A 19,267-nucleotide genomic window follows, 5' to 3' on the forward strand; every position below is an offset into this window, starting at 1 on the left:
ATTTGGAAACTTCTTGGAAACTTTAAAAACTACACCATTTATTAAAACTAAAATATGATTTGGAGCTTATATTATTAATAAAAACGATAAAATACCTAGTATATCATTAATAATTTTATATTTTATAATTAACTTTAATTAAATGAATTTAATGTATTAAGCTTAATATAGTATAATTACTAAAATTTTAACAAGGAAATATTTTGAAAAAATCAGTTTTTTTTATTTTATTGGGAATTTTATTTTGTACTTTAATACAAGCTAAAAATTTAAAAAATGAAAACCCTTCTATACATTTAGTTAGCGTTAGTATAGCACCTCAAGCATTTTTTGTAAAAAAAATAGCTGCAAATACTCTAGACATTAATATTATATTGCCGCCCAATCACAACGAACATAATTTCGAATTTAAACCAAGCATCATGAAAAAACTTGAAAAAAGCGATATTTACTTTACCATAGGTTTAGAATTTGAAAAAGTTTTTAAAGATAAATTCAAACAAAATTTTCCAAAACTTCAAATTGTCAATATGCAAAAAAATATAGCTTTAATCCCGATAAATGAGGATCATAAACACTCCTATGATCATGAAAATTACGATCCGCATACTTGGCTTGATCCTATCTTAGTACAAACTATGGCTTTAAATATTTATGATATTTTAGCCCAAAAATACCCTCAAAACAAAGACTTATACAAAGAAAATTTAGATAAATTTTTAGCCCAACTAGACAGTTTAAATTTGCAAATTGCTTCTAAATTAGAAAAATTAAAAAACAAAGAATTCGTAGTTTATCATCCTTCTTGGACCTATTTTGCCAAACGCTACAATCTCATACAAATTCCTGTAGAAATTCTAGGCAAAGAACCCAAAAGCAAAGATTTAAAAAATTTAATCACCCTAATGAAAAATAAAAATATCAAAATTATTTTTGTACAAAATAATTTTCCTGAAAATGCCGCAAAGACATTGGCAAAAGAATCCAAAGCCCAAATCTATAAAATAGATCATTTATCTTATGATTGGGAAAATGAGCTTTTAAAAACAGCTGATGCTTTATCTAAAAATTTATAACTGGGTTTTTCATGCTTTTTTTTGAACTTTCTCATCTTGATTATGCTTATGGAAACGAAATCGTTTTGCAAAATATCAATCTAAACTACGACAACAAAGATTTTCTTTCCATCATAGGTCCTAATGGTGCAGGTAAATCTACTCTTATCAAACTTATATTAGGACTTTTAAAATCAAAACATGAGATCAAATTTCACGCCTTAGAAAGAAAACAAATTGGCTATGTTCCTCAACACACTTTAGCCAATCCTAATTTCTATCCTAGAGTTATCGAAATCGTTCTTATGGGACTTATAAATAAAAAAATTTTTGGTTTTTATAGTAAAAAAGATAAAGAAAAAGCCATGCAAGCTTTACAAAGCGTAAACATGCAAGATTTTTGGGATAAAACAATTGATTCTTTAAGCGGAGGACAAAGACAACGCGTTTTCATCGCAAGAGCCTTAGCTAGTGAATGCAAAATGCTGATTTTAGACGAACCCACTGCAAGCGTTGATACCAAATCAGCCATACAAATTTTTGAACTCTTAAACTCATTACACCGCGATGGCATGGGAATTTTACTCGTTTGTCATGATATTAATCTTGTGCTTGCTTATAGCGATAAAATTGCGTATTTAAACAAAGAACTTTTCTTACACACTAATACTAAAGAAAAAGATAAAAGCGTATTTTTAAAACATTTATATGAAAATCATTCCCATTTTTGCGATGTAGAAATGAGTTTAAATTCTTGCTTTTGTGATGAAAAAAATTGCGATAATAAAATATTATGCACACAAGAATTTCAAAAAAGAAATTCAAACAAGCCACAATTCCTAAAAGAAAATTCATCTTTTAAACCTTCAAAGGCAAAACATGCTTGAAATTTTGCATTTCACCTTTTTTCAAAATGCCTTATTAGCAGCAATTTTAGTCAGTATAGCTTGTGGAATCATAGGCACTTTGATTATGATAAACCGCTTATTTTCAATGGCTGGTGCGATAACACATGGGGCTTTTGGGGGTATAGGCTTGGCTTTTTATTTTTCTTTGCCTATTTTACTTAGTACGGGAATTTTTACTTTATTTTTGGCTTTTTTGCTAGCTTTTTTAGCTAAACACTTTGAAAACAGAAGCGATAGCATTATTGCTGTAATTTGGGCTTTTGGTATGGCAGTTGGCATTATTTTAATCGATCTTAGTCCTAATTACAATACGGATTTAATGGCTTATCTTTTTGGAAGCATTTTAGCTGTTGGGATAGAGGATTTATGGCTTATGGGTGCGGTTGATGGGATTGTGGTTGTTTTCATGCTTTTATTTTATAGACAATTTGAATCTTTGAGTTTTGATTTTGAATTTACAAAGGTTCGCGGCATCCCTACAACTTTTTTCCATTATCTTTTAATCGCACTTATGGCCTTTTGCATAGTCATTTCTATACGCCTTGTGGGACTTATTTTAGTAATGGCTTTGCTTAGCATTCCTAGTTTTATTGCAGAAAATTTCAGCAAAAGACTTGGCTTTATCATGATTTTAGCAAGTTTTTTAAGTATGATTTTTTGTATTTTAGGGCTTATACTTAGCTATTATCTTAATCTTTCAAGTGGCGCTTGCATTATAGCTGTGGCTTGCTTTAGTTTTTTAATACATCTTTTTAGAAAAAAACGATAAATGGGTAAAAATAGATGAAAAATACACAGGAGAAAACGGAAGGATAACTGATTTCTTGCCTTATGAAAATGAAAATACAGCATCAGGTATTTACAAACTAAAATTTCATACTAAAGATTATTTTGACAAAAACAATGTAAAATCTTTTTACCCTTACATAGAAGTTGGTTTTAAAACCTCAAAAGATCAAAAACACTATCACGTTCCTTTAACCTTATCTCCATACGGATATTCAACTTATAGAGGAAGTTGAAAATAAGGGCAAAAGCCCTTATGAAATTCACCATTGGATAAAGGTTCTAGCCTTTTTTATATTGCTTATTTTTATGATAAGCTCTTCTTTGTTTTCAAGATCTTCTAAGATTATGTCTTCTTCATCCACTCTGATGATTTTAGCTTTGATTTTTTCTTTTTCATTGGTAGTAATTTTGACATTTTCACCCAAACTTTTTGCAAAATGATCTTTAGTGCTAAGCTTTCTTTCAAGTCCTGGAGAAGACACTTCTAAAAAATACTCCCCACTCACAGGGGATTCAACATCAAAAATAGGGGATAAAATCTCACTCAATCTAGCACAATCATCCAAGCTCACCCCACCTTCTTTCATAACATAAATACGATAAATTTTCTTACCATTCTCACTAAGCAATTCTTGATCATAAAAACTAAGTCCTGCTTCTTGACAGAGGGCTTTAAGATTCATTTTTATCCTTTTTTATTTTTTCAAACAAAGCATCCATATGGTTTTGATACTCAAGTCTGTCATCGAATTTAAAATGAAAATTAGGGCATCTATACCAGCCTTGTTCACTCATGCAATAATTTTGCAAAGCCTTACTAGCTTTTTTTAAAGAATTTAGAATTTTTTCTTGCTCATGGAGATTAAAAAACATCTTATCAAGATATACAAAAGCATCGTATCTGCCTTTTTTACATTCTACATCCACTACACAAAGATTTTTTAAATTTTCATCATCTAAATTGGCTAAAGCCTCAGGTATGAGTTCTTTTAAAATACTTTCTGTGCGAAGCTTTTTAATTTCACTTGGATTCATAGGCTAGCTTGTTCTTGTACTTCTTTATAGCTTTCTATATAATCGCCAACTCTCATGTCCTCACACCCTTCTATACCTACACCGCACTCATAGCCTTTAGCTACTTCTTTAGCATCATCTTTGAAACGTTTTAAAGAGCTTACATTACCTTCATAAATCACAATTCCATCGCGGATAAGACGGATTTTAGCCCCACGATTGATCACCCCTTCAGTTACCATACAACCTGCAATTTGCCCAATTTTTGGCACATTAATAACTTGTCTTATTTGTGCTTGTCCAAGCTGTTCTTCTGAAATAATAGGATTCATCATACCGCCTAATAAAGCTTTAATATCATCTAAAAGATTATAAATGACATTATAGGTTTTAATCTCTACGCCTTTATCTTTAGCGCGTTCTTTAACTTCACCTGTAGGACGTATATTAAAGCCTAAAACTATAGAGTTTTCACTTGCACTAGCAAGTTCGATATCACTTTGAGTGATCCCTCCTACTCCACTATGAATGATATTGACCTTAATTTCATCATTTCTAAGCTTCTCTAAGCTTGCTTTTAAAGCCTCTAAAGACCCTTGCACATCTGCTTTTAAAATAAGAGGTAAAGCCTTTAAATTGCCCTCTTTTATCTTAGCACCTAGTTCATCAATACTGACCTTAGTAGATTTGCTTAATTCTTTTTGACGGTTGTATTCATGACGTTTATTAGCATACTCTCTTGCCTCTTTATCAGTTTTTACAGCAATTAAAATTTCTCCCGCATCCGCAACTTCACTAAGCCCTACAATAACCCCGCATTCACCTGGTTTGATTTCTTTTAAAGCCCTGCCTTGATCATCACTCATAGCACGTACTTTTCCATAAGCTTCTCCTGTAACAACAGTATTACCTACACTAAGCGTGCCATTTTGCACTATGACGGTAGCTACCGCACCACGTCCTTTTTGTATAGAACTTTCAATCACGCTTGCTTTAGCAAAACTTTTTGGATTGGCCTTAAGTTCTAAGATATCAGCTTGTAAAAGAACAATTTCAAGCAAATCTTCAACACCCATTCCTGTTTTTGCCGAAACACCTACAAACTCATAACTCCCTCCCCATTCTACTGGCATGATTTGCATTTCTGCAAGTTGAGTTTTTACCATATCTGGATTTGCTGTTTCTTTATCCATTTTATTAATAGCAATAATAATAGGCACACCAGCTGCTTTTGCATGATTTATAGCCTCTTTAGTTTGAGGCTTTACCCCATCATCAGCTGCTACAACTATAATAACAATATCAGTAATGCTTGCCCCCCTTGCACGCATAGCTGTAAAGGCCTCATGACCTGGAGTATCAATAAAAGTAATCTTACGTCCATTTTTCTCTACCATATAAGCACCCACATGCTGAGTAATTCCACCAGCTTCAGCACTTGCAATACGCGATTTTCTAATATAATCTAACAAAGAAGTCTTACCATGATCAACATGCCCCATGATAGTAATTACAGGAGCTCTAGCAACTAATTCTTTTTCATCTACTTCTTCTTCATAGTCTTTTACATAATCAAATTCAGCTGCTTCATTAATAATATTAATCTCTATACCAAATTCAGCTGCTAAAATTTCAATAGCATCCTCATCTAAAAAATCATTTTTGGTTGTCATCATTCCAAGCATAAAAAGTTTTGAAATGACTTCGCTAGTACTTTTTCCTATTTTATCTGCGAATTCATACACGCGAATTTCTTTAGGAATGAAAACACTGCTGATTTCTTCAACTTCTTTTTTTTCAATTTTTTTAGGTGGTTTTTTACGGCTTCTTCTTTGGATACCTCCTTCATTAGCAAAACCTACAGAATTACCCAAAGCCTGGCGTAAAAAATTAGGCGGTTTTTTACTAGTATTTTGTGGTTTTTCTTGCTCTTTAGTGCTAAAATCAGGCAAAACTACCTCATCTTCATCATCTAAAGAAATATCCCCAAAATCGTGCTCATCTAAAAAATTCATTTTTTCAGCACTTTCTTTTTTAGTTGCAATAAAAGGTTTTTTTTCTTTTTTCTTTTTCTTTAAATTTTCATCAGCGTTTGAAAACATAGTTTTTAAACTCAAACGCTCTTCATTATTAAGGAGAATGTCTTTTGAGTTTTTAACTTCTTCTTTTTTGACACTATTTTCTTCTTCATCTTTTTTCTTCTTGACAATAACAAGTCCACGTCTTTTAGCTAAAGTAGCGCTGGCTAGGCTTTGAGTTTTGTCTTGATTTTCTTGTTTGTTTTGTTTTTTTAAATTGTCTTTTTGACTCGTTTTTTCTTCTTTTATAAGTTCTAGTTTAGGTTTTTCTTCTTTTTTGATTTCAGTTTTTTGAGTTTGGTTAAACTCATCTTGCACTTTTAAATTGCCCTTTTTAGGTTTTTTAATCGTAGTAGTTTTGATATTTTTCTTAAATGTTTCAGGAATTTCTCCTGTTTGTATATATTCATAAATAGCTGCAGCAATCTCTGGTTCTACAGCATTTGAAGCTGTTTTTATCCCAAGTGCTAATTCATTTGCTTTTTCAATAATCTCTTTACTGTCATAACCTAATTCTTTTGCAATTTCATGAATTCTAATTTTTGCCATTTAAAAATATCTCCTTAAGTCCTTGCTGAGTGATTTTAGTATTTAAATTTTTACATATTTTAGAAAATGCCCTTTGTAAAATTTTATCTTGCTTTTCAATGCAATTTTGACACAAATATAAACTCCTACCGCATTCTGTTTTAGTACTAATGTCCCCTAAAACGATTTTAAATCTTAATAATACGTTCTTCTCAAAGCGGTTTTTACACACTATGCACATTCTAATTGGTATATGTTTTTTCAAAATTATATCTTTTTTTTATATTTTTTAGCAAATTTCAAAGCCATTATTATCAAATTCTAGATACTGCACACGAAAATCCTTAAATTTGGCTTGCATTTTTAAAAACAAAGCCTTTGCATCATCTTTATAAGCTAAAGAAAAAAAACTCGATCCCGAACCTGAAAGTGTACTCATCAAAGCTTTATTTTCTAAAGCAAATTTTTGCACTTCAAAAAGTTCAGGTAAATTTTTCATACGATTGATTTCATGAAGCTTATCTTTGCTTGCAAATTTTAAAAACTCATATTTTTTTTCTAAAAAACAAGCACTTAAAAAAGAAGCATGAGAAAGATTAAAAACAGCATCATTAAAACTTAAATTTTTAGCCAAAGCTTTACGCGATTGCTCTGTATTCATAGCTAAATTAGGGATCACAATCACAGCTGCTAAATCTTGATCGATTTCTTTTTTAATACTATAGATTTTATTTTTTTCTACCAAAGAACACACAAAACCACCCAAAGTAGCAGGAGCGATATTATCAGGATGATTTTCATAATGCAAAGCCTCATCTAAAATACGTTCTTTTTCAACCTTAAATCCACTCATACAATAAGCACTAACAATAGCACCCACAATCACCGCAGAAGAACTACCCAAACCTCGTGATAAAGGAATATTATTTTGAAAAATAAAACGAAAATTATCTCTTTTTCCGCTTAGTTTTTCATAAATTTCATAAAAAATATTTACAAAAATATTATTTTTTTTTAAAAAAACAATATCACTGCCTTCCCCTGCTATACTAATACTAAAAACACTTGATTTTTGGATTTGTGTTTGGTTAAAAAGCTTTAAACTGAGTCCTAAACAATCAAAACCTGGTCCTAAATTCGCACTTGTAGCAGGAACTAAAATTTTCAAAATTTATCCTAAATTGCATTTAAAAAATAAAAAGGAAGATTATCATTATTTAGTTTAAGATCTTGTAAATTTTTAGGTAAAAAGAACTGTGCTGGGATATTTTGTTCTAAAACAATTTCCTTATCTTTATATACAAAACAAAAATTTTTATTCGCACTAATAGGTTTATAACCATTTAGTTCAAAAGCACTCACAGCAAATAAAGGAATATTTTTTACTATACTTAAAGTTTTCAAGCTTACATAAGAAATTTTAATACCCATATAAGAACCTGGACCATTAGCATAAATTAAACTTGTAAAATTGTATTTGCGTAAAAGTTGATCCAAAATTTTTGGTAAAAATTCGCTGGCTTTTTCCTCGCTTGTATAGCTTTGAACAAGTTTATCATCTTGATAAATTCCAATCATTAAAGGCTTAGATAAAGCATTAAGCAAAAGAGAGGTTTTTATGCAAATACCTTTTCATAAGCTTTTTCATTAACTTGCTCAAGACTTACAATCTCATAAGCATCTTTGTCTTTTAATACTTCTTTAGTCAATAAATGATTTAAATAATGGCTTCCTGCAAAAGAGACATAATCACCAAAAACACGATATCCAAGTAGAGTCAAATCCCCAATAGCATCTAAAATCTTATGCCTTACAAATTCATCTTTAAAACGCAAGCCTTCAGGATTTAAAATACGATTTTCATCTACTACTACAGTATTTTCTAAACTCCCTCCAAGACCTAAATTCATGCTTCTAAGTGCCTGAACATCTTTTAAAAATCCAAAAGTTCTTGCTCTTGCTATATTTTCTATATAATTTTTCTTGCTAAATTCAAAATTATAATTTTGCTCTCCTATAACGGCATTATCAAATTTAATAGTATAATTGATACAAGGATTTTTAGTAGGACTTAAACGCACGAATTTATTACCATCTCTTACTTCTACAGCTTTTTTAATCACCATAATTTTTTTAGGTGCATCAAGCTCTTTTACCCCCGCTTCATCAAGCATCATACAAAAACTAATGCTTGAACCATCCATTACAGGTGCTTCATTAGCGTTTAAAACAACGCGGATATTATCAATCCCATAAGCATTAATCGCACTCATTAAATGCTCTATGGTTGAAACAAAGCCTCTTTCATCACCTAAAACCGTTGCCATTTGCGTATTAATAACATTTTGAGGAATGGCTTTATAACTAGCATTTAAATCACTTCTAAAAAATACTATACCACTATTAGATTCTAAAGGCTCTAAAGTAATTTCTATAGGTTCGCCTTTATGAAGTCCTATACCCACACCTTTTACAGTTTTTGCTAAAGTTAATTGTTTCATTAATTTTTCCCTAAAATTATCTTTCTAGCGTCATTTAAGACATTATAAATATTATTTTCTAGCCATTTTTTATCTTGCCATTGTTCAGGGCGTGTTTCAACGCCTTGAACTAAAATTCCAAAATGCAAATGATCCCCCAATGCCAAACCACTTGTGCCTGTGTTTGCTATAACACTTTGCTTGCTTATTTGCTCACCTTGATCGACATTTTTGGAAGAACAATGCCCATAAAGACTATAAACTCCAAAACCATGATAAATAATTAAATTAAGTCCATAAATCCCATTTTCTTGTGCAAATACAAGCTCACCTGCATTATTACTTATAATAGGTGCTTGTGCCACACTTGCTAAATCAAGTCCCATATGATAAGAATCACTTATAAATTGTCCTTTATAAGAATAATACCTATGATCAGCAAAATCCGCCACTTTCATACCGTTTTTAAGCGGTAAAAATAAATCTAAATTAAAATGACCAAATCTTTCTTCAGGCACCTTAGAAGTAATCTCATGGATCAATTTTTCATTACTATTTCTTAAAGTTTCATTGACAAATTTAAATTTTTCATAACGATTAAAATTATTATCTTTAGGTGCGTATTGATTAGCCAAATCTTCAATCTTTCCATCTAAAAACTTATCCGTAAGATTGATATTAGAAACGCGATATTTGCGATTTGAAAAATAATACCTTATGCGTTCTTTAGAAATATTACCCGCTTTATCGCTAGCAATGACAAAAGCACGAAATTCTTCATCTCTTGCATCCCAAGCAATTAAAGCCGCATAATAGCCTTCCTTGATATAAGGAGTAGCTTTAAAAATTTTTCCTTTGTTAGTTTGTATATATACTTTATCTAAATTGCTATCTTTAGCTTCAAAGACAACAGCTGCAGCACCACCTTGTTCGATTTGATAGGAATTGCTTATGATATTAATTTTTGGTGCAGTAGTGTCTATTAATACAGTAATTTGCTTTCTTGCTTCATTGCCATTAAAGAAATTCCAAAGACTATTATCTTTAGCTACGACTTCTAAAACAAAAGACTTCACATTTTCTTTGTATCCGAATTTAGGCAAGGCAATTTGCAAAGTCAGATCTTTTAAATCAGATATTTTTTCATCAGCTATGACCATAGTATTATTATTGTCTTTATGCAATATGATTTGGACATTTTTAATAGCACTCTCATCGTCTTTGACATGGACTAAAATAGGCTTTTTAAGATTAGTATATATAATATCAGGCATTAAAATTTGTGGTGGATTTTTTTCAAAAATACTTAATTTTAAAATGGAAAAAATTAAAATTATTATCAAAAATACAAACAAAATAAATAAATAAATTTTGCCCTTTTTTCTTATCATCAATACTGCCTTAAAGATTTTGTGTAAATTCTATTATATTCTTAGTAAATATCTAGTAAATTCACAAAATTTCCCTTAAAGTATTAGCCTGTTGCATCCATTGTATTAATTCCTCTTTATTACCGGATAAAATCATTTGTTTACAACGCTGCAATTCTTGCTGAAAAAAATCAATAGAACTTAACAAATTATCTTTGTTTTGCAAAAAAATACTCTCCCACATTTGCGGTGATGATTTTGCAATCCTACTCATACCCTTAAACGACCCACCTGCTAAATGGACAATATTTCTTTTATCTTCCTCTTTCATTACAAAATTAGCTAAAGAAAAGCTAATAACATGAGGTAAATGTGAAATAATAGCTGCGTGATGATCATGAGCTTTACTATCCATAAAAACAATTTTCATCCCTAAATGAGAAAAGATTTCCACAGCCCTTTTTTGATGGCAATGATCTGCTATTTCACTATCACAAAGCACACAAACTGCATCCTTATAAAGTTCTTTAAAAGCCGCCTTTGGACCACTATTTTCTGTACCTGTCATAGGATGTGCAAAAAGGGTTTGTTGGATTAAATTTTTAGGCATACTTTCTATAATTTTCCTTTTTGTGCTTCCAAGTTCTATAATTGTTACACTAGAAGGCAAATTAACGAGTTTTTGTAAAATTTCGATAATAGCATTCACAGGAGTTGCAATAAAAACAATATCACACAAACCCAAATCTTTCAATTCTATTAAATCATGTATAAGCCCTAAATTTAAAGCATCTTGTTCATTTTCTTTATTTAAATCCATACCATAAACACAAGATATAAGCTTATTTTCTTTCAGACAAAGGCCTAAAGATCCTCCCATAAGCCCAAGCCCTATAATTGCTATTTTCATACTTTATCGCCTTATTTTTTATTAAATTTTTTTTGCTATTATACAGCTTTTAATAAAGCTTTAGGTTAAAGATCGATGAAAAAACATTTTATTAGTATTTGTGCTTTAGCTATCATGGCTCATGCAAGCACTATCAAGGATATCAAATTTACAGGATTACATTATTTATCAAATACAAGTGCTCTTAATATTACAGGACTTAAAATAGGAGAAAAAGTCAATCTTGAAAAAATAAATACAGCTATTGTTAATCTTTATAAGCAAAATTATTTTGAAAATATTGCCGTAGAAGAAAAAAATGGAATTTTAGAAATCATTCTTACTGAAAAACCCACTATAGCAAAAATCACTATAACAGGTATTGCTTCTAATGATAGAAAACAGCTTGAAAGTATTTTAGGGATTAAAAGGGGCACTTTATTAGATGAAAAAAGTATAAAAGAAGCCATTGAACGTATCAAAGCTTACTATGAAGCAAAAAGCTATTTTGACACCATTGTAGAATACAAAAAAAAGACTTTAGAAAATACAGAGGGATTAGAATTAGAATTTATAGTAAATCGCGGTGAAAATATTATTATTAACAATGTCCATTTAAGTGGTGCTAAAAACCTTTCTTATTCTGATATAGAACCTGCTGTAGTCAATAAAGAAAAAGAATTTATGGGTTGGATCTGGGGAAGGAATGATGGGAAATTAAAGGTTTTTGAACTAAGTAATGATAGTTCAAGGATTACTGATGAATACATGAAAAAAGGCTATTTAGATGTTCAAGTCTCTCCTGCTTATCTTAAAACCTACACAGATACCTATGAAGCCGATTTAACATATTTTATTAAAGAAGGAAAATCTTATAAAATTAAAAATATAAGCATAGAAAACCCTTTATTTGACGAAAAACAAAATGCGCAAAACGTCAAAGACTTACAATCTAAAATTGGCAAAGTTATTAATATAGAAAATATTAGAAAAGATATTAAAAACATAGAAACGCAAAGTGCGGATTTAGGTTATGCATTTGCAGAAGTGTATCCTGATATCCAAAAAAATGATCAAACCCAAGAAGCCACAGTAACTTTTAAAGTCATTCCTCATGATAAAGTTTACATTAGAAATGTGATTATTTCAGGCAATTCTCGTACAGTTGATCGCGTAATACGCCGAGAATTATACCTAACAGAGGGCAATTTATACAATCGTACGGATTTAAGCGAATCAAAAAATGCCTTAAGAAGAACTTCTTATTTTGATGATGTCAATATCAAAGAAGAAAAGATTGATAATACACATATTGATTTAATCGTTGATGTTAAAGAAGCCTCAACAGGTGCTATTTCAGGGGGTATTGGCTATGGATCTAGTGATGGAATTTTACTTAATGCTTCATTATCAGATACTAATATCTTTGGATCAGGGATAAAAAGCTCTATAAGTGTTGATAAAAGTGATGAAACCTTATCAGGAAGAATCAGTCTTATCAATCCAAGGGTTCTTGATAGTCAATACAGTCTTGGTGGGACACTTTACTCAAATGACTATGAATGGGATAATTACTCAGAAAAAAATTACGGTTTTGATATCACAGTTGGACATCAATTTAAAAGGTATTATAATATAAGCCTAACTTATAATCTTGAACAAAGCGATATTTATCATTTAAGCCCTACGCTTTTAAGAACAGGATATGAACTTGGTAAAAGCATTAAAAGCTCTATAATTCCTACAATTAGTTTTAATAACACGGATGATTATTACTTACCACGATCAGGTATTATAGCTTCAACAAGCCTAGAATACGCTGGATTAGGGGGAGATCAAAAATTTATCTCCTCAAGCTCTAAATTCAATTTTTACCAAGGCTTAGAAGATTTCATAGGGTATGATTTAATTTACCGCTACAAAGCTAGCTTTTATAAAGTATGGGATAAAGGCTATTTACCTATTAACCAAAGAATTTATTTAGGGGGTATACGAACCATCCGTGGCTTTGAAAATAGGACTGTAAGCCCTAAAAACCAATGGGGCGATGAAATAGGAGGAAACATAGCTTTCGCCAACTCTGTGGAACTTAGCTTTCCTTTAATTGATAGAATTAAACTTCGAGGCAGTATATTTTTTGATTACGGTATGATAGGACGCAACAGTTTAAATGAAATTAAAAGAATGAGTACAGGAGTTAGTATAGAATGGATTACTCCTATTGGTCCTTTACAACTCGTTTTTGCCAAACCTCTTAATGATAAAAAAGACGATGATACTAATAGTTTTGAATTCAATCTTGGAACGCGATTTTAAAAATGAAAGAATTCTTAGATGCTTGTTTTGATGCTAATTGGCAAATCTACAAGTATCTTAACAATATCCCTCAAGAAGATCTTGGGTTTTGTTCTAAGCTAGGATATGATAATAATCAAGCTTACAAGCTAGATTTAAATTGTGAAAAAATTTTTATAAAATATCTTAGCCATCTTGGTCAGATCTTTTCTGAAGAAAGTGGTTTCATCGGAAAGACTCACCCTACACAAATCATTCTTGATCCTCTAGATGGAAGTTCAAATTTTGTTTCTAAAATACCCTTTTATGGTACTTCTATAGCACTTATAAAACAAAATCAAGAAAAAAGTGCTTTCGTATGCAATCTCATCACACAAGAAATTTTTGCTTTTAGCAACAACCAAGCTCTAAAATCAAAGCTTTCTAATCCACGCTACTTAGCCTTAAAACCCTATCCTTTTTCTAAGATAGGTATAGTTGAAAAAATAGCCCTTTATCCTGAAATCCTTAGCTTTTTATCAAAAAATCAATTAAAATTCCGCTCTTTAGGTGCAACAGCCCTAAGTCTTGCTTATGCATCTTATTTTAGTTTTGTTTTAATTTGCGGAAAGACACGAATTTTCGATACAGAAGCTGCCTTAATAATCAATCAAAATTTGCATTTGGAAAAAAATGAAAATTTCACTCTTCTAAGCCAAGATAAGAAAATTTTTGATATAATTTTAGGATTTTTAAAAAATAATTAGGTGTAAGATATGAATTTTACAGATATTTTTTCAAAGATAAGAAGAAAACAACCTAGCACAAAAGAAGCTCCAAATCACTGGGTCAAATGCCAAAGCTGCCATGCTTTGATGTATTATAAAGAAATACAAGCTTGCTTTAATGTTTGTCCAAAATGCAACTATCACATGAGAATTTCAGCTAATGATCGCATTCAACTTCTAAGCGATGAAGGGAGTTTTATCGAACATGATGCCAATTTACAAGCCATTGATCCTTTAAAATTTGTAGATAGCAAATCTTATAAAAAACGCCTTAGTGAAGGAGAAAGTAAAACAAGTAGAAAAAGTTCTGTAATCAGCGGAGAATGCACAATTAATGGCCTTAAAATTCAGCTTGTCGTATTTGATTTTTCATTTATGGGGGGTTCTTTAGGATCGGTTGAAGGCGAAAAGATTGTACGCGCCATACAAAGATCTATCACAAACAAAAATCCTCTCATTATAGTAAGTGCAAGTGGTGGAGCTAGAATGCAAGAAAGCACCTATTCTTTAATGCAAATGAGTAAAACTAGTGCCGCACTTAAGCTTTTAAGCAAAGAAAAACTCCCTTATATTAGCGTTTTAACCGATCCTACTATGGGAGGAGTGAGTGCTTCTTTTGCTTGGCTTGGAGATTTAATTATAGCTGAACCTCAAGCTTTAGTAGGATTTGCTGGGGCAAGAGTTATTAAACAAACCATAGGATCAGACTTGCCTGAAGGCTTTCAAAAAGCAGAATTTTTACTAGAGCATGGACTTATAGATGCTATAGTTGAAAGAGGCGAACAAAAACAATATCTTTATGATGTATTGAATTTTTTTAGTGGAAAATAATTTGCAAGTTAATATCTTTTGCATTCAAAAAAATGATGAATTTAGTACTCTAAATGAAAAATATTCTAAACTCATTTGCAAATACGCTACTTTAAAAGAATTTAATATTTTTAATAAAAAAATAGCCCACGCTCAAAAATTAGGTCCCATGCAAGCAAAAAAAAGCTATGAAGAAGCTATTATTCCCTATAAAAAAGGTTATTGTATGGTTCTTGATGAAAGAGGAAAAAATCTCACAAGTAAGGAATTTGCAAAATTAATTCAAGATAAAAACGAAATAAGTTTTTTTATAGGTGGTGCTTATGGTTTGAGTGAGGAATTTGGTTGTAGTTTTGACTTTAAGTTTTCATTAAGCAAGCTTACTTTAGCACATCAATTTGTAAAAGCATTACTTTTAGAACAAATTTATCGTGCTTTTTGTATTAATAATCATCACCCTTATCACAAATAGAAAGTTTCAAAATGAAGAAAAACGAAATACAATATTTTAAAAATATCTTAGAAGAAAGACAAAAAACTATCATAGAAAATTTACAAAGTAATTCCAATGAAATAGAAGCTCTTCACAATAGCGTTCCAAGCGATAGTGTTGATTTTTCTGTTATAGAAACAGGTTCACAAATTGATTTTGCAATCAGCACAAATCTTAAAGAAGAACTTCTAGAAATTAAAAATTCTTTGGAAAAAATCAAAAAAGGCAACTATGGCATTTGTGAAGCTTGTGACGATGAAATCGACACTAAAAGGCTCAAAGTCAAACCACACGCAAAATATTGCATCACTTGCCGTCAAATTGCAGAACAAGGAAAAAAACATGAAAATTAAACTCTTCTTATTTGCAAGTTTCATCTATATAATGCTTATTTTCGCTTTTGCTTGGTATTTAGAACTAGGCTATTATACTTTAAACATCTATACTAAGACTTTTGAACTTCCTGTTATGATATGGTTAATAATTCCTTTATGTATTTATGCAATTTTGAGTGTTTTTCATATGACATTTTATAGCTTTTTACGTTATTTAAAACTAAAGCATTTTTTTAAAGACGCAGCTAAATTTGAAAACTATACTCAAGATTTATTGCTTCAAAAGGATCTTAAAACTACTTTTCAAACAAAAGAATTTCGAACTATAGCTCAGTTTTTTAAGACTCTAAAAACGCATGAAAAAATTCCTCATTTAAATAAAATCAATGAAATTTTAGATCTTCTTGATGGTTTAAATAAAAATGAATATTTCAATCTTAGCAAATTCAAACTTCAAAACAACAATGCCTTATTTTTACAAAACGAAAAAAACCGTCTTAAAAACGACATAAACTATGCTTACACTAAAGTCAAAAACCTTGATGAAATCAAAGACGAATATGAAGAAATCGCCTTTAACACCTTAATCCAAAAAGCGAACTACGAACAGATTAAAAATATAAAAATCGCTAAAAAACCTTGTCATATCCTTACTCTTATTAAACGTTTTAAAGAAGGAAATTTAGAATTAAATGCTGCAGAATACGAGATTTTACTCTCTTATAATAAGCTTAGCGAAGAAGATTATCTTAATATAGCAAAGCTAAGTACTAAGCTATTAAATCCTGATGCACTTATAGGAATTTTTAGCAAAATTAAAAATGAAAAAAGCGAGGCTTTAAAAGCATATTTATATCTTTTAGCTGAATTAGGACTCTTAGATGAGTTAAGAGGACAAATTCACAATGATAAAAAATTTAACGAATTTCAAGCTTTTTTAATACTTCGTGAAAAAAATATTAAAATAGATCTTAATCAACTCATACAATGATAGATTTTAGCAAAAAACCTTTATTTTTAGCGCCTATGGCAGGATTTTCTGATCTGCCTTTTCGCAATGTGGTGAAAAAATTTGGTGCGGATGTAACTTTAAGCGAAATGATAAGCTCAAATGCCCTAGTTTATGAAAGCTCTAAAACCTTACATATGCTAAAACGTGCCCAATTAGAAAGTCCTTATATAGTTCAAATTGCAGGATCAGATAAAGAAGTGATTAAAAAAGCCGTGCATATTCTTAATGAAATGGTTTTCATTGATGGCATTGATTTTAATTGTGGCTGTCCTGTAAATAAAGTTGTTAAACAATGTGCAGGCAGTGCTTTGCTAGAAAATTTAGAACTTTTTAAAACCCTTGTAGGTGTGATTAAAGAAAATAATAAAAAAAGTCTAACAAGCGTGAAATTCCGCCTTGGTTTTAATGAAAAATACCCTGAAAAAATAGCTCAAATTTGCCAAAGCTTAGGAGTAGGTTTCATAAGTATCCATGGACGCACAAGAAAACAACTTTATAGCGGCAAGGCTGATTATGAATCTATAGCTAATGCTAAAGCAAGTGTACAAATCCCTGTCATTGCTAATGGTGATATTAACGCACAAAATGCCAATGAAGTTTATAATATCACCCAATGTGATGGACTCATGATAGGACGTGCAAGCATTGGAAATCCTTGGATCTTTCATGAAATTAAAAGTGGTAAAAAAGTGGATGAAAATTTAAAAAAAGAAATCATACTCACACATTTTGATGAAATGATAAAGCATTATAAAGATCAAGGTGTAAGTATTTTCCGCAAGCATTTGCACGAATATTCTAAAGGATATAAAGACGCTTCAGCTTTTAGAGATGAAATTAATCATATTACTACAGTACAAAAAATGAGAGAAACAATACAACTTTTCTTTTAAAACCATAGTTTTTATCCTAAAGTACGTATAATTAAGCTTTTAGGCAAGTTAAAATGCTCTATAAGCTCTTTTTCTTTTTGTCTCATTTCGCCTTTATCTGTTTCATGATCAAAACCCAATAAATGAAGCATAGCATGAATAAAAAGCAAGCTTAGTTCTTCTTCATAACTATGGCCTAAATCCTTTGCTTTTTGCTTTGCTAAATCTGTATTAATCACAATAGAACCTAAAGGCACATTCTTACCGACATTTTCTAAAGGAAAAGAAAGCACATCTGTAGTTTTGTCTTGTTTTCTTTGAACAAAATTAATCTTTTGCATGCCTTCATTATCAACAAAAACAAGCTCTACATCCTTAGGACTTAAAAAACATGCTATTTCTTCTAAAAAATCGCATTTTTCCTCGCTTAATATCACAAACCCTCCTTAATCAAATGATATAAATTGTGAATTTCTTCATCATTAAAAACCGCACAATTTTTACTCGTATAAAATTGCATCAAACGCTCTTGTGCGAATTCAAAACCCAAAGCACAATAAGAATGAGATGGCAAAAAAGCCCTCACTAAAGTAATATGATTTTGAATTTTTTCATCACAAGCAAAACAGATGAATTCTTTATGCAATCTTCCTTCAAATTCTAAAATTTTAAGATAAGCATCAACAATCACACGTTTTGGGTTTTGTTTTTCAAATCTTTTCACGCATTCTTCAAGCAATTTAAAATAAAAATCATCAAGCTCTTCAACTTCTTTTAAATGCTTATATAAAAGACGGATGAACTCTTGCCAAAGCAACATTTTTTCCCTTTGCATGATCCATAAAAAACCCAAATGTAAAACATCTTTAAGTCTGGGCAAAAAACTAGGATTTTCTTCTAAAGCAAAATCAATTTTATAACCGCTTAAAATACTAGAGTGTCTAAGCCCATAAAAACGATAAGCTTTTATAAGCATTTTAGGACTTAAAATATAAACGATTAAATCCTCATCTTTAACTTTTTGAGTATGCAATATAAAACCTTGCATTAAAGTATTTCAATACCATAAGTTCTTAATATGTCAAAAGCAGATTTTTCTAATTTTTCATCAAAACTTGCACTTAAATTTTGGTGCAAGATAATTCTTGAGTTTGGCTTAGCACTAAAAGCTAAAATGATATTGCAAAATACACAAATATGAGAAACCAAACCTGCAAAATGGATCTCTTCATAAGAACTTTTGTGTATAAAATTTGCCAATTCCAAACTTCCAAAAGTATCTTTTAAAAAAATCCTATAAGCTTTTTGTAAAAAAGGTTCAAAATCTTTAGGCATGTACCAACCAAAACTTCCTTTTATACAGTGCTTTATAGGTAAATTTAAACCCTCTTTAGTTTGAAGGTAATTCTCATCATGCGTATCAAAAGTAAAAAGCAAATGCGTGGTATTAAAATCAATATCTTTTAAAGTTTCAAGAATATTTTTTTTGATTTTTAAAGCTTTTTCAAAGCCCAAACTTCCATCGATAAAATCGTTTTGATAATCTATTAAAACAAAAGCTTTTTTCATATA

At 30.5% G+C, this 19,267-nt stretch carries 22 protein-coding genes and 1 pseudogene; 11 read left to right on the forward strand and 12 right to left on the reverse strand.

Annotation, left to right across the window (positions count from 1 at the left end; genetic code table 11):
- The first annotated feature begins 203 nt into the window (after nucleotides 1-203).
- The 4 genes and pseudogenes from GRQ01_RS00415 to uraH form a co-directional block, all read left to right on the forward strand.
- Entirely contained in the window at nucleotides 204-1,076 is an 873-nt protein-coding gene (locus GRQ01_RS00415) for a metal ABC transporter solute-binding protein, Zn/Mn family (protein WP_158333884.1), read from the forward strand.
- A gap of 11 nt (nucleotides 1,077-1,087) precedes the next feature.
- Nucleotides 1,088-1,942 carry an ABC transporter ATP-binding protein gene (locus GRQ01_RS00420; RefSeq protein WP_158333885.1) on the forward strand — a complete coding sequence of 285 codons (855 nt, stop codon included), beginning with the start codon at nucleotides 1,088-1,090 and terminating at the stop codon, nucleotides 1,940-1,942.
- Entirely contained in the window at nucleotides 1,935-2,732 is a 798-nt protein-coding gene (locus GRQ01_RS00425; protein WP_158333886.1) for a metal ABC transporter permease, read from the forward strand. Before GRQ01_RS00420 ends, GRQ01_RS00425 begins: the two co-directional genes overlap by 8 nt.
- A pseudogene (uraH, locus tag GRQ01_RS00430) lies at nucleotides 2,716-2,985 on the forward strand (hydroxyisourate hydrolase); the annotation flags it as partial. The gene GRQ01_RS00425 and the pseudogene uraH, both read left to right, overlap by 17 nt.
- 27 nt (nucleotides 2,986-3,012) lie before the next feature.
- Here the strand turns inward: uraH and rimP are convergent.
- The 9 genes from rimP to GRQ01_RS00475 form a co-directional block, all read right to left on the reverse strand.
- Nucleotides 3,013-3,435, reverse strand: coding sequence for a ribosome maturation factor RimP (rimP, locus tag GRQ01_RS00435; protein ID WP_158333887.1), 423 nt, complete (start codon nucleotides 3,433-3,435; stop codon nucleotides 3,013-3,015).
- A complete protein-coding gene (gene rbfA / locus GRQ01_RS00440; RefSeq protein ID WP_158333888.1) occupies nucleotides 3,425-3,787 on the reverse strand; it encodes a 30S ribosome-binding factor RbfA in 363 nt (120 codons plus the stop codon). Before rbfA ends, rimP begins: the two co-directional genes overlap by 11 nt.
- Nucleotides 3,784-6,393, reverse strand: a complete 2,610-nt coding sequence (gene infB, locus GRQ01_RS00445) for a translation initiation factor IF-2 (RefSeq protein ID WP_158333889.1) — start codon at nucleotides 6,391-6,393, stop codon at nucleotides 3,784-3,786. The genes rbfA and infB overlap by 4 nt, the downstream gene beginning before the upstream one ends.
- Nucleotides 6,380-6,637, reverse strand: a complete 258-nt coding sequence (locus GRQ01_RS00450; RefSeq protein WP_158333890.1) for a DUF448 domain-containing protein — start codon at nucleotides 6,635-6,637, stop codon at nucleotides 6,380-6,382. The genes infB and GRQ01_RS00450 overlap by 14 nt, the downstream gene beginning before the upstream one ends.
- A 24-nt stretch (nucleotides 6,638-6,661) precedes the next feature.
- The gene (gene thrB / locus GRQ01_RS00455) at nucleotides 6,662-7,540 is read right to left on the reverse strand and encodes a homoserine kinase (protein WP_158333891.1); all 879 of its coding nucleotides are present in this window, start codon (nucleotides 7,538-7,540) and stop codon (nucleotides 6,662-6,664) included.
- An 8-nt stretch (nucleotides 7,541-7,548) separates the two neighbouring features.
- A complete protein-coding gene (locus GRQ01_RS00460) occupies nucleotides 7,549-7,950 on the reverse strand; it encodes a tRNA threonylcarbamoyladenosine biosynthesis protein TsaB (RefSeq protein WP_158333892.1) in 402 nt (133 codons plus the stop codon).
- 38 nt (nucleotides 7,951-7,988) lie between these two features.
- Complete coding sequence (gene lpxC / locus GRQ01_RS00465; protein WP_158333893.1) at nucleotides 7,989-8,873, reverse strand: UDP-3-O-acyl-N-acetylglucosamine deacetylase; 885 nt, start codon at nucleotides 8,871-8,873, stop codon at nucleotides 7,989-7,991.
- On the reverse strand, nucleotides 8,873-10,243 hold the full coding sequence (gene pgp6 / locus GRQ01_RS00470) for a peptidoglycan metallopeptidase Pgp6 (protein WP_158333894.1): 1,371 nt from the start codon (nucleotides 10,241-10,243) through the stop codon (nucleotides 8,873-8,875). The genes lpxC and pgp6 overlap by 1 nt, the downstream gene beginning before the upstream one ends.
- 61 nt (nucleotides 10,244-10,304) lie before the next feature.
- Nucleotides 10,305-11,132, reverse strand: coding sequence for a prephenate dehydrogenase (locus GRQ01_RS00475; protein ID WP_158333895.1), 828 nt, complete (start codon nucleotides 11,130-11,132; stop codon nucleotides 10,305-10,307).
- Between the two features lie 75 nt (nucleotides 11,133-11,207).
- Between GRQ01_RS00475 and bamA the strand changes: the two genes are divergently transcribed.
- Genes bamA through GRQ01_RS00510 form a run of 7 tightly spaced genes read left to right on the forward strand, consistent with a single transcriptional unit; the run spans nucleotide 11,208 to nucleotide 17,716 of the window.
- Complete coding sequence (bamA, locus tag GRQ01_RS00480; protein WP_158333896.1) at nucleotides 11,208-13,427, forward strand: outer membrane protein assembly factor BamA; 2,220 nt, start codon at nucleotides 11,208-11,210, stop codon at nucleotides 13,425-13,427.
- 2 nt (nucleotides 13,428-13,429) lie between these two features.
- Nucleotides 13,430-14,152 carry an inositol monophosphatase family protein gene (locus tag GRQ01_RS00485; RefSeq protein ID WP_158333897.1) on the forward strand — a complete coding sequence of 241 codons (723 nt, stop codon included), beginning with the start codon at nucleotides 13,430-13,432 and terminating at the stop codon, nucleotides 14,150-14,152.
- Between the two features lie 9 nt (nucleotides 14,153-14,161).
- Nucleotides 14,162-15,004 carry an acetyl-CoA carboxylase, carboxyltransferase subunit beta gene (gene accD, locus GRQ01_RS00490; protein WP_158333898.1) on the forward strand — a complete coding sequence of 281 codons (843 nt, stop codon included), beginning with the start codon at nucleotides 14,162-14,164 and terminating at the stop codon, nucleotides 15,002-15,004.
- A 1-nt stretch (nucleotide 15,005) separates the two neighbouring features.
- Entirely contained in the window at nucleotides 15,006-15,455 is a 450-nt protein-coding gene (locus GRQ01_RS00495) for a 23S rRNA (pseudouridine(1915)-N(3))-methyltransferase RlmH (protein ID WP_158333899.1), read from the forward strand.
- 11 nt (nucleotides 15,456-15,466) lie between these two features.
- Nucleotides 15,467-15,829, forward strand: coding sequence for an RNA polymerase-binding protein DksA (dksA, locus tag GRQ01_RS00500; protein WP_158333900.1), 363 nt, complete (start codon nucleotides 15,467-15,469; stop codon nucleotides 15,827-15,829).
- Nucleotides 15,819-16,802 carry a hypothetical protein gene (locus GRQ01_RS00505; RefSeq protein ID WP_158333901.1) on the forward strand — a complete coding sequence of 328 codons (984 nt, stop codon included), beginning with the start codon at nucleotides 15,819-15,821 and terminating at the stop codon, nucleotides 16,800-16,802. The genes dksA and GRQ01_RS00505 overlap by 11 nt, the downstream gene beginning before the upstream one ends.
- On the forward strand, nucleotides 16,799-17,716 hold the full coding sequence (locus GRQ01_RS00510) for a tRNA dihydrouridine synthase (RefSeq protein WP_158333902.1): 918 nt from the start codon (nucleotides 16,799-16,801) through the stop codon (nucleotides 17,714-17,716). The genes GRQ01_RS00505 and GRQ01_RS00510 overlap by 4 nt, the downstream gene beginning before the upstream one ends.
- 11 nt (nucleotides 17,717-17,727) lie before the next feature.
- Here GRQ01_RS00510 and ybeY read toward each other — a convergent pair whose 3' ends face one another.
- Genes ybeY through GRQ01_RS00525 form a run of 3 tightly spaced genes read right to left on the reverse strand, consistent with a single transcriptional unit; the run spans nucleotide 17,728 to nucleotide 19,264 of the window.
- Nucleotides 17,728-18,132 (reverse strand): rRNA maturation RNase YbeY, encoded by a 405-nt coding sequence (gene ybeY, locus GRQ01_RS00515; RefSeq protein ID WP_203121091.1) that lies wholly within the window; start codon nucleotides 18,130-18,132, stop codon nucleotides 17,728-17,730.
- Entirely contained in the window at nucleotides 18,129-18,743 is a 615-nt protein-coding gene (recO, locus tag GRQ01_RS00520) for a recombination protein RecO (protein WP_158333903.1), read from the reverse strand. The genes ybeY and recO overlap by 4 nt, the downstream gene beginning before the upstream one ends.
- Entirely contained in the window at nucleotides 18,743-19,264 is a 522-nt protein-coding gene (locus tag GRQ01_RS00525) for a cysteine hydrolase family protein (RefSeq protein ID WP_158333904.1), read from the reverse strand. Before GRQ01_RS00525 ends, recO begins: the two co-directional genes overlap by 1 nt.
- Nucleotides 19,265-19,267: the final 3 nt, after the last annotated feature.

It is taken from the genome of Campylobacter bilis, assembly GCF_016806695.1.
Classification (GTDB): Bacteria; Campylobacterota; Campylobacteria; order Campylobacterales; family Campylobacteraceae; genus Campylobacter_D; species Campylobacter_D bilis.

Coding starts and splice junctions, on each gene's coding strand:
- GRQ01_RS00420 (WP_158333885.1), top strand. CDS start 1,088: ATGCTTTTTTTTGAACTTTCTCATCTTGATTATGCTTATGGAAACGAA.
- GRQ01_RS00425 (WP_158333886.1), top strand. CDS start 1,935: ATGCTTGAAATTTTGCATTTCACCTTTTTTCAAAATGCCTTATTAGCA.
- rimP (WP_158333887.1), bottom strand. CDS start 3,435: ATGAATCTTAAAGCCCTCTGTCAAGAAGCAGGACTTAGTTTTTATGAT.
- rbfA (WP_158333888.1), bottom strand. CDS start 3,787: ATGAATCCAAGTGAAATTAAAAAGCTTCGCACAGAAAGTATTTTAAAA.
- infB (WP_158333889.1), bottom strand. CDS start 6,393: ATGGCAAAAATTAGAATTCATGAAATTGCAAAAGAATTAGGTTATGAC.
- GRQ01_RS00460 (WP_158333892.1), bottom strand. CDS start 7,950: ATGATTGGAATTTATCAAGATGATAAACTTGTTCAAAGCTATACAAGC.
- lpxC (WP_158333893.1), bottom strand. CDS start 8,873: ATGAAACAATTAACTTTAGCAAAAACTGTAAAAGGTGTGGGTATAGGA.
- pgp6 (WP_158333894.1), bottom strand. CDS start 10,243: ATGATAAGAAAAAAGGGCAAAATTTATTTATTTATTTTGTTTGTATTT.
- GRQ01_RS00475 (WP_158333895.1), bottom strand. CDS start 11,132: ATGAAAATAGCAATTATAGGGCTTGGGCTTATGGGAGGATCTTTAGGC.
- bamA (WP_158333896.1), top strand. CDS start 11,208: ATGAAAAAACATTTTATTAGTATTTGTGCTTTAGCTATCATGGCTCAT.
- GRQ01_RS00485 (WP_158333897.1), top strand. CDS start 13,430: ATGAAAGAATTCTTAGATGCTTGTTTTGATGCTAATTGGCAAATCTAC.
- accD (WP_158333898.1), top strand. CDS start 14,162: ATGAATTTTACAGATATTTTTTCAAAGATAAGAAGAAAACAACCTAGC.
- dksA (WP_158333900.1), top strand. CDS start 15,467: ATGAAGAAAAACGAAATACAATATTTTAAAAATATCTTAGAAGAAAGA.
- GRQ01_RS00505 (WP_158333901.1), top strand. CDS start 15,819: ATGAAAATTAAACTCTTCTTATTTGCAAGTTTCATCTATATAATGCTT.
- GRQ01_RS00510 (WP_158333902.1), top strand. CDS start 16,799: ATGATAGATTTTAGCAAAAAACCTTTATTTTTAGCGCCTATGGCAGGA.
- recO (WP_158333903.1), bottom strand. CDS start 18,743: ATGCAAGGTTTTATATTGCATACTCAAAAAGTTAAAGATGAGGATTTA.
- GRQ01_RS00525 (WP_158333904.1), bottom strand. CDS start 19,264: ATGAAAAAAGCTTTTGTTTTAATAGATTATCAAAACGATTTTATCGAT.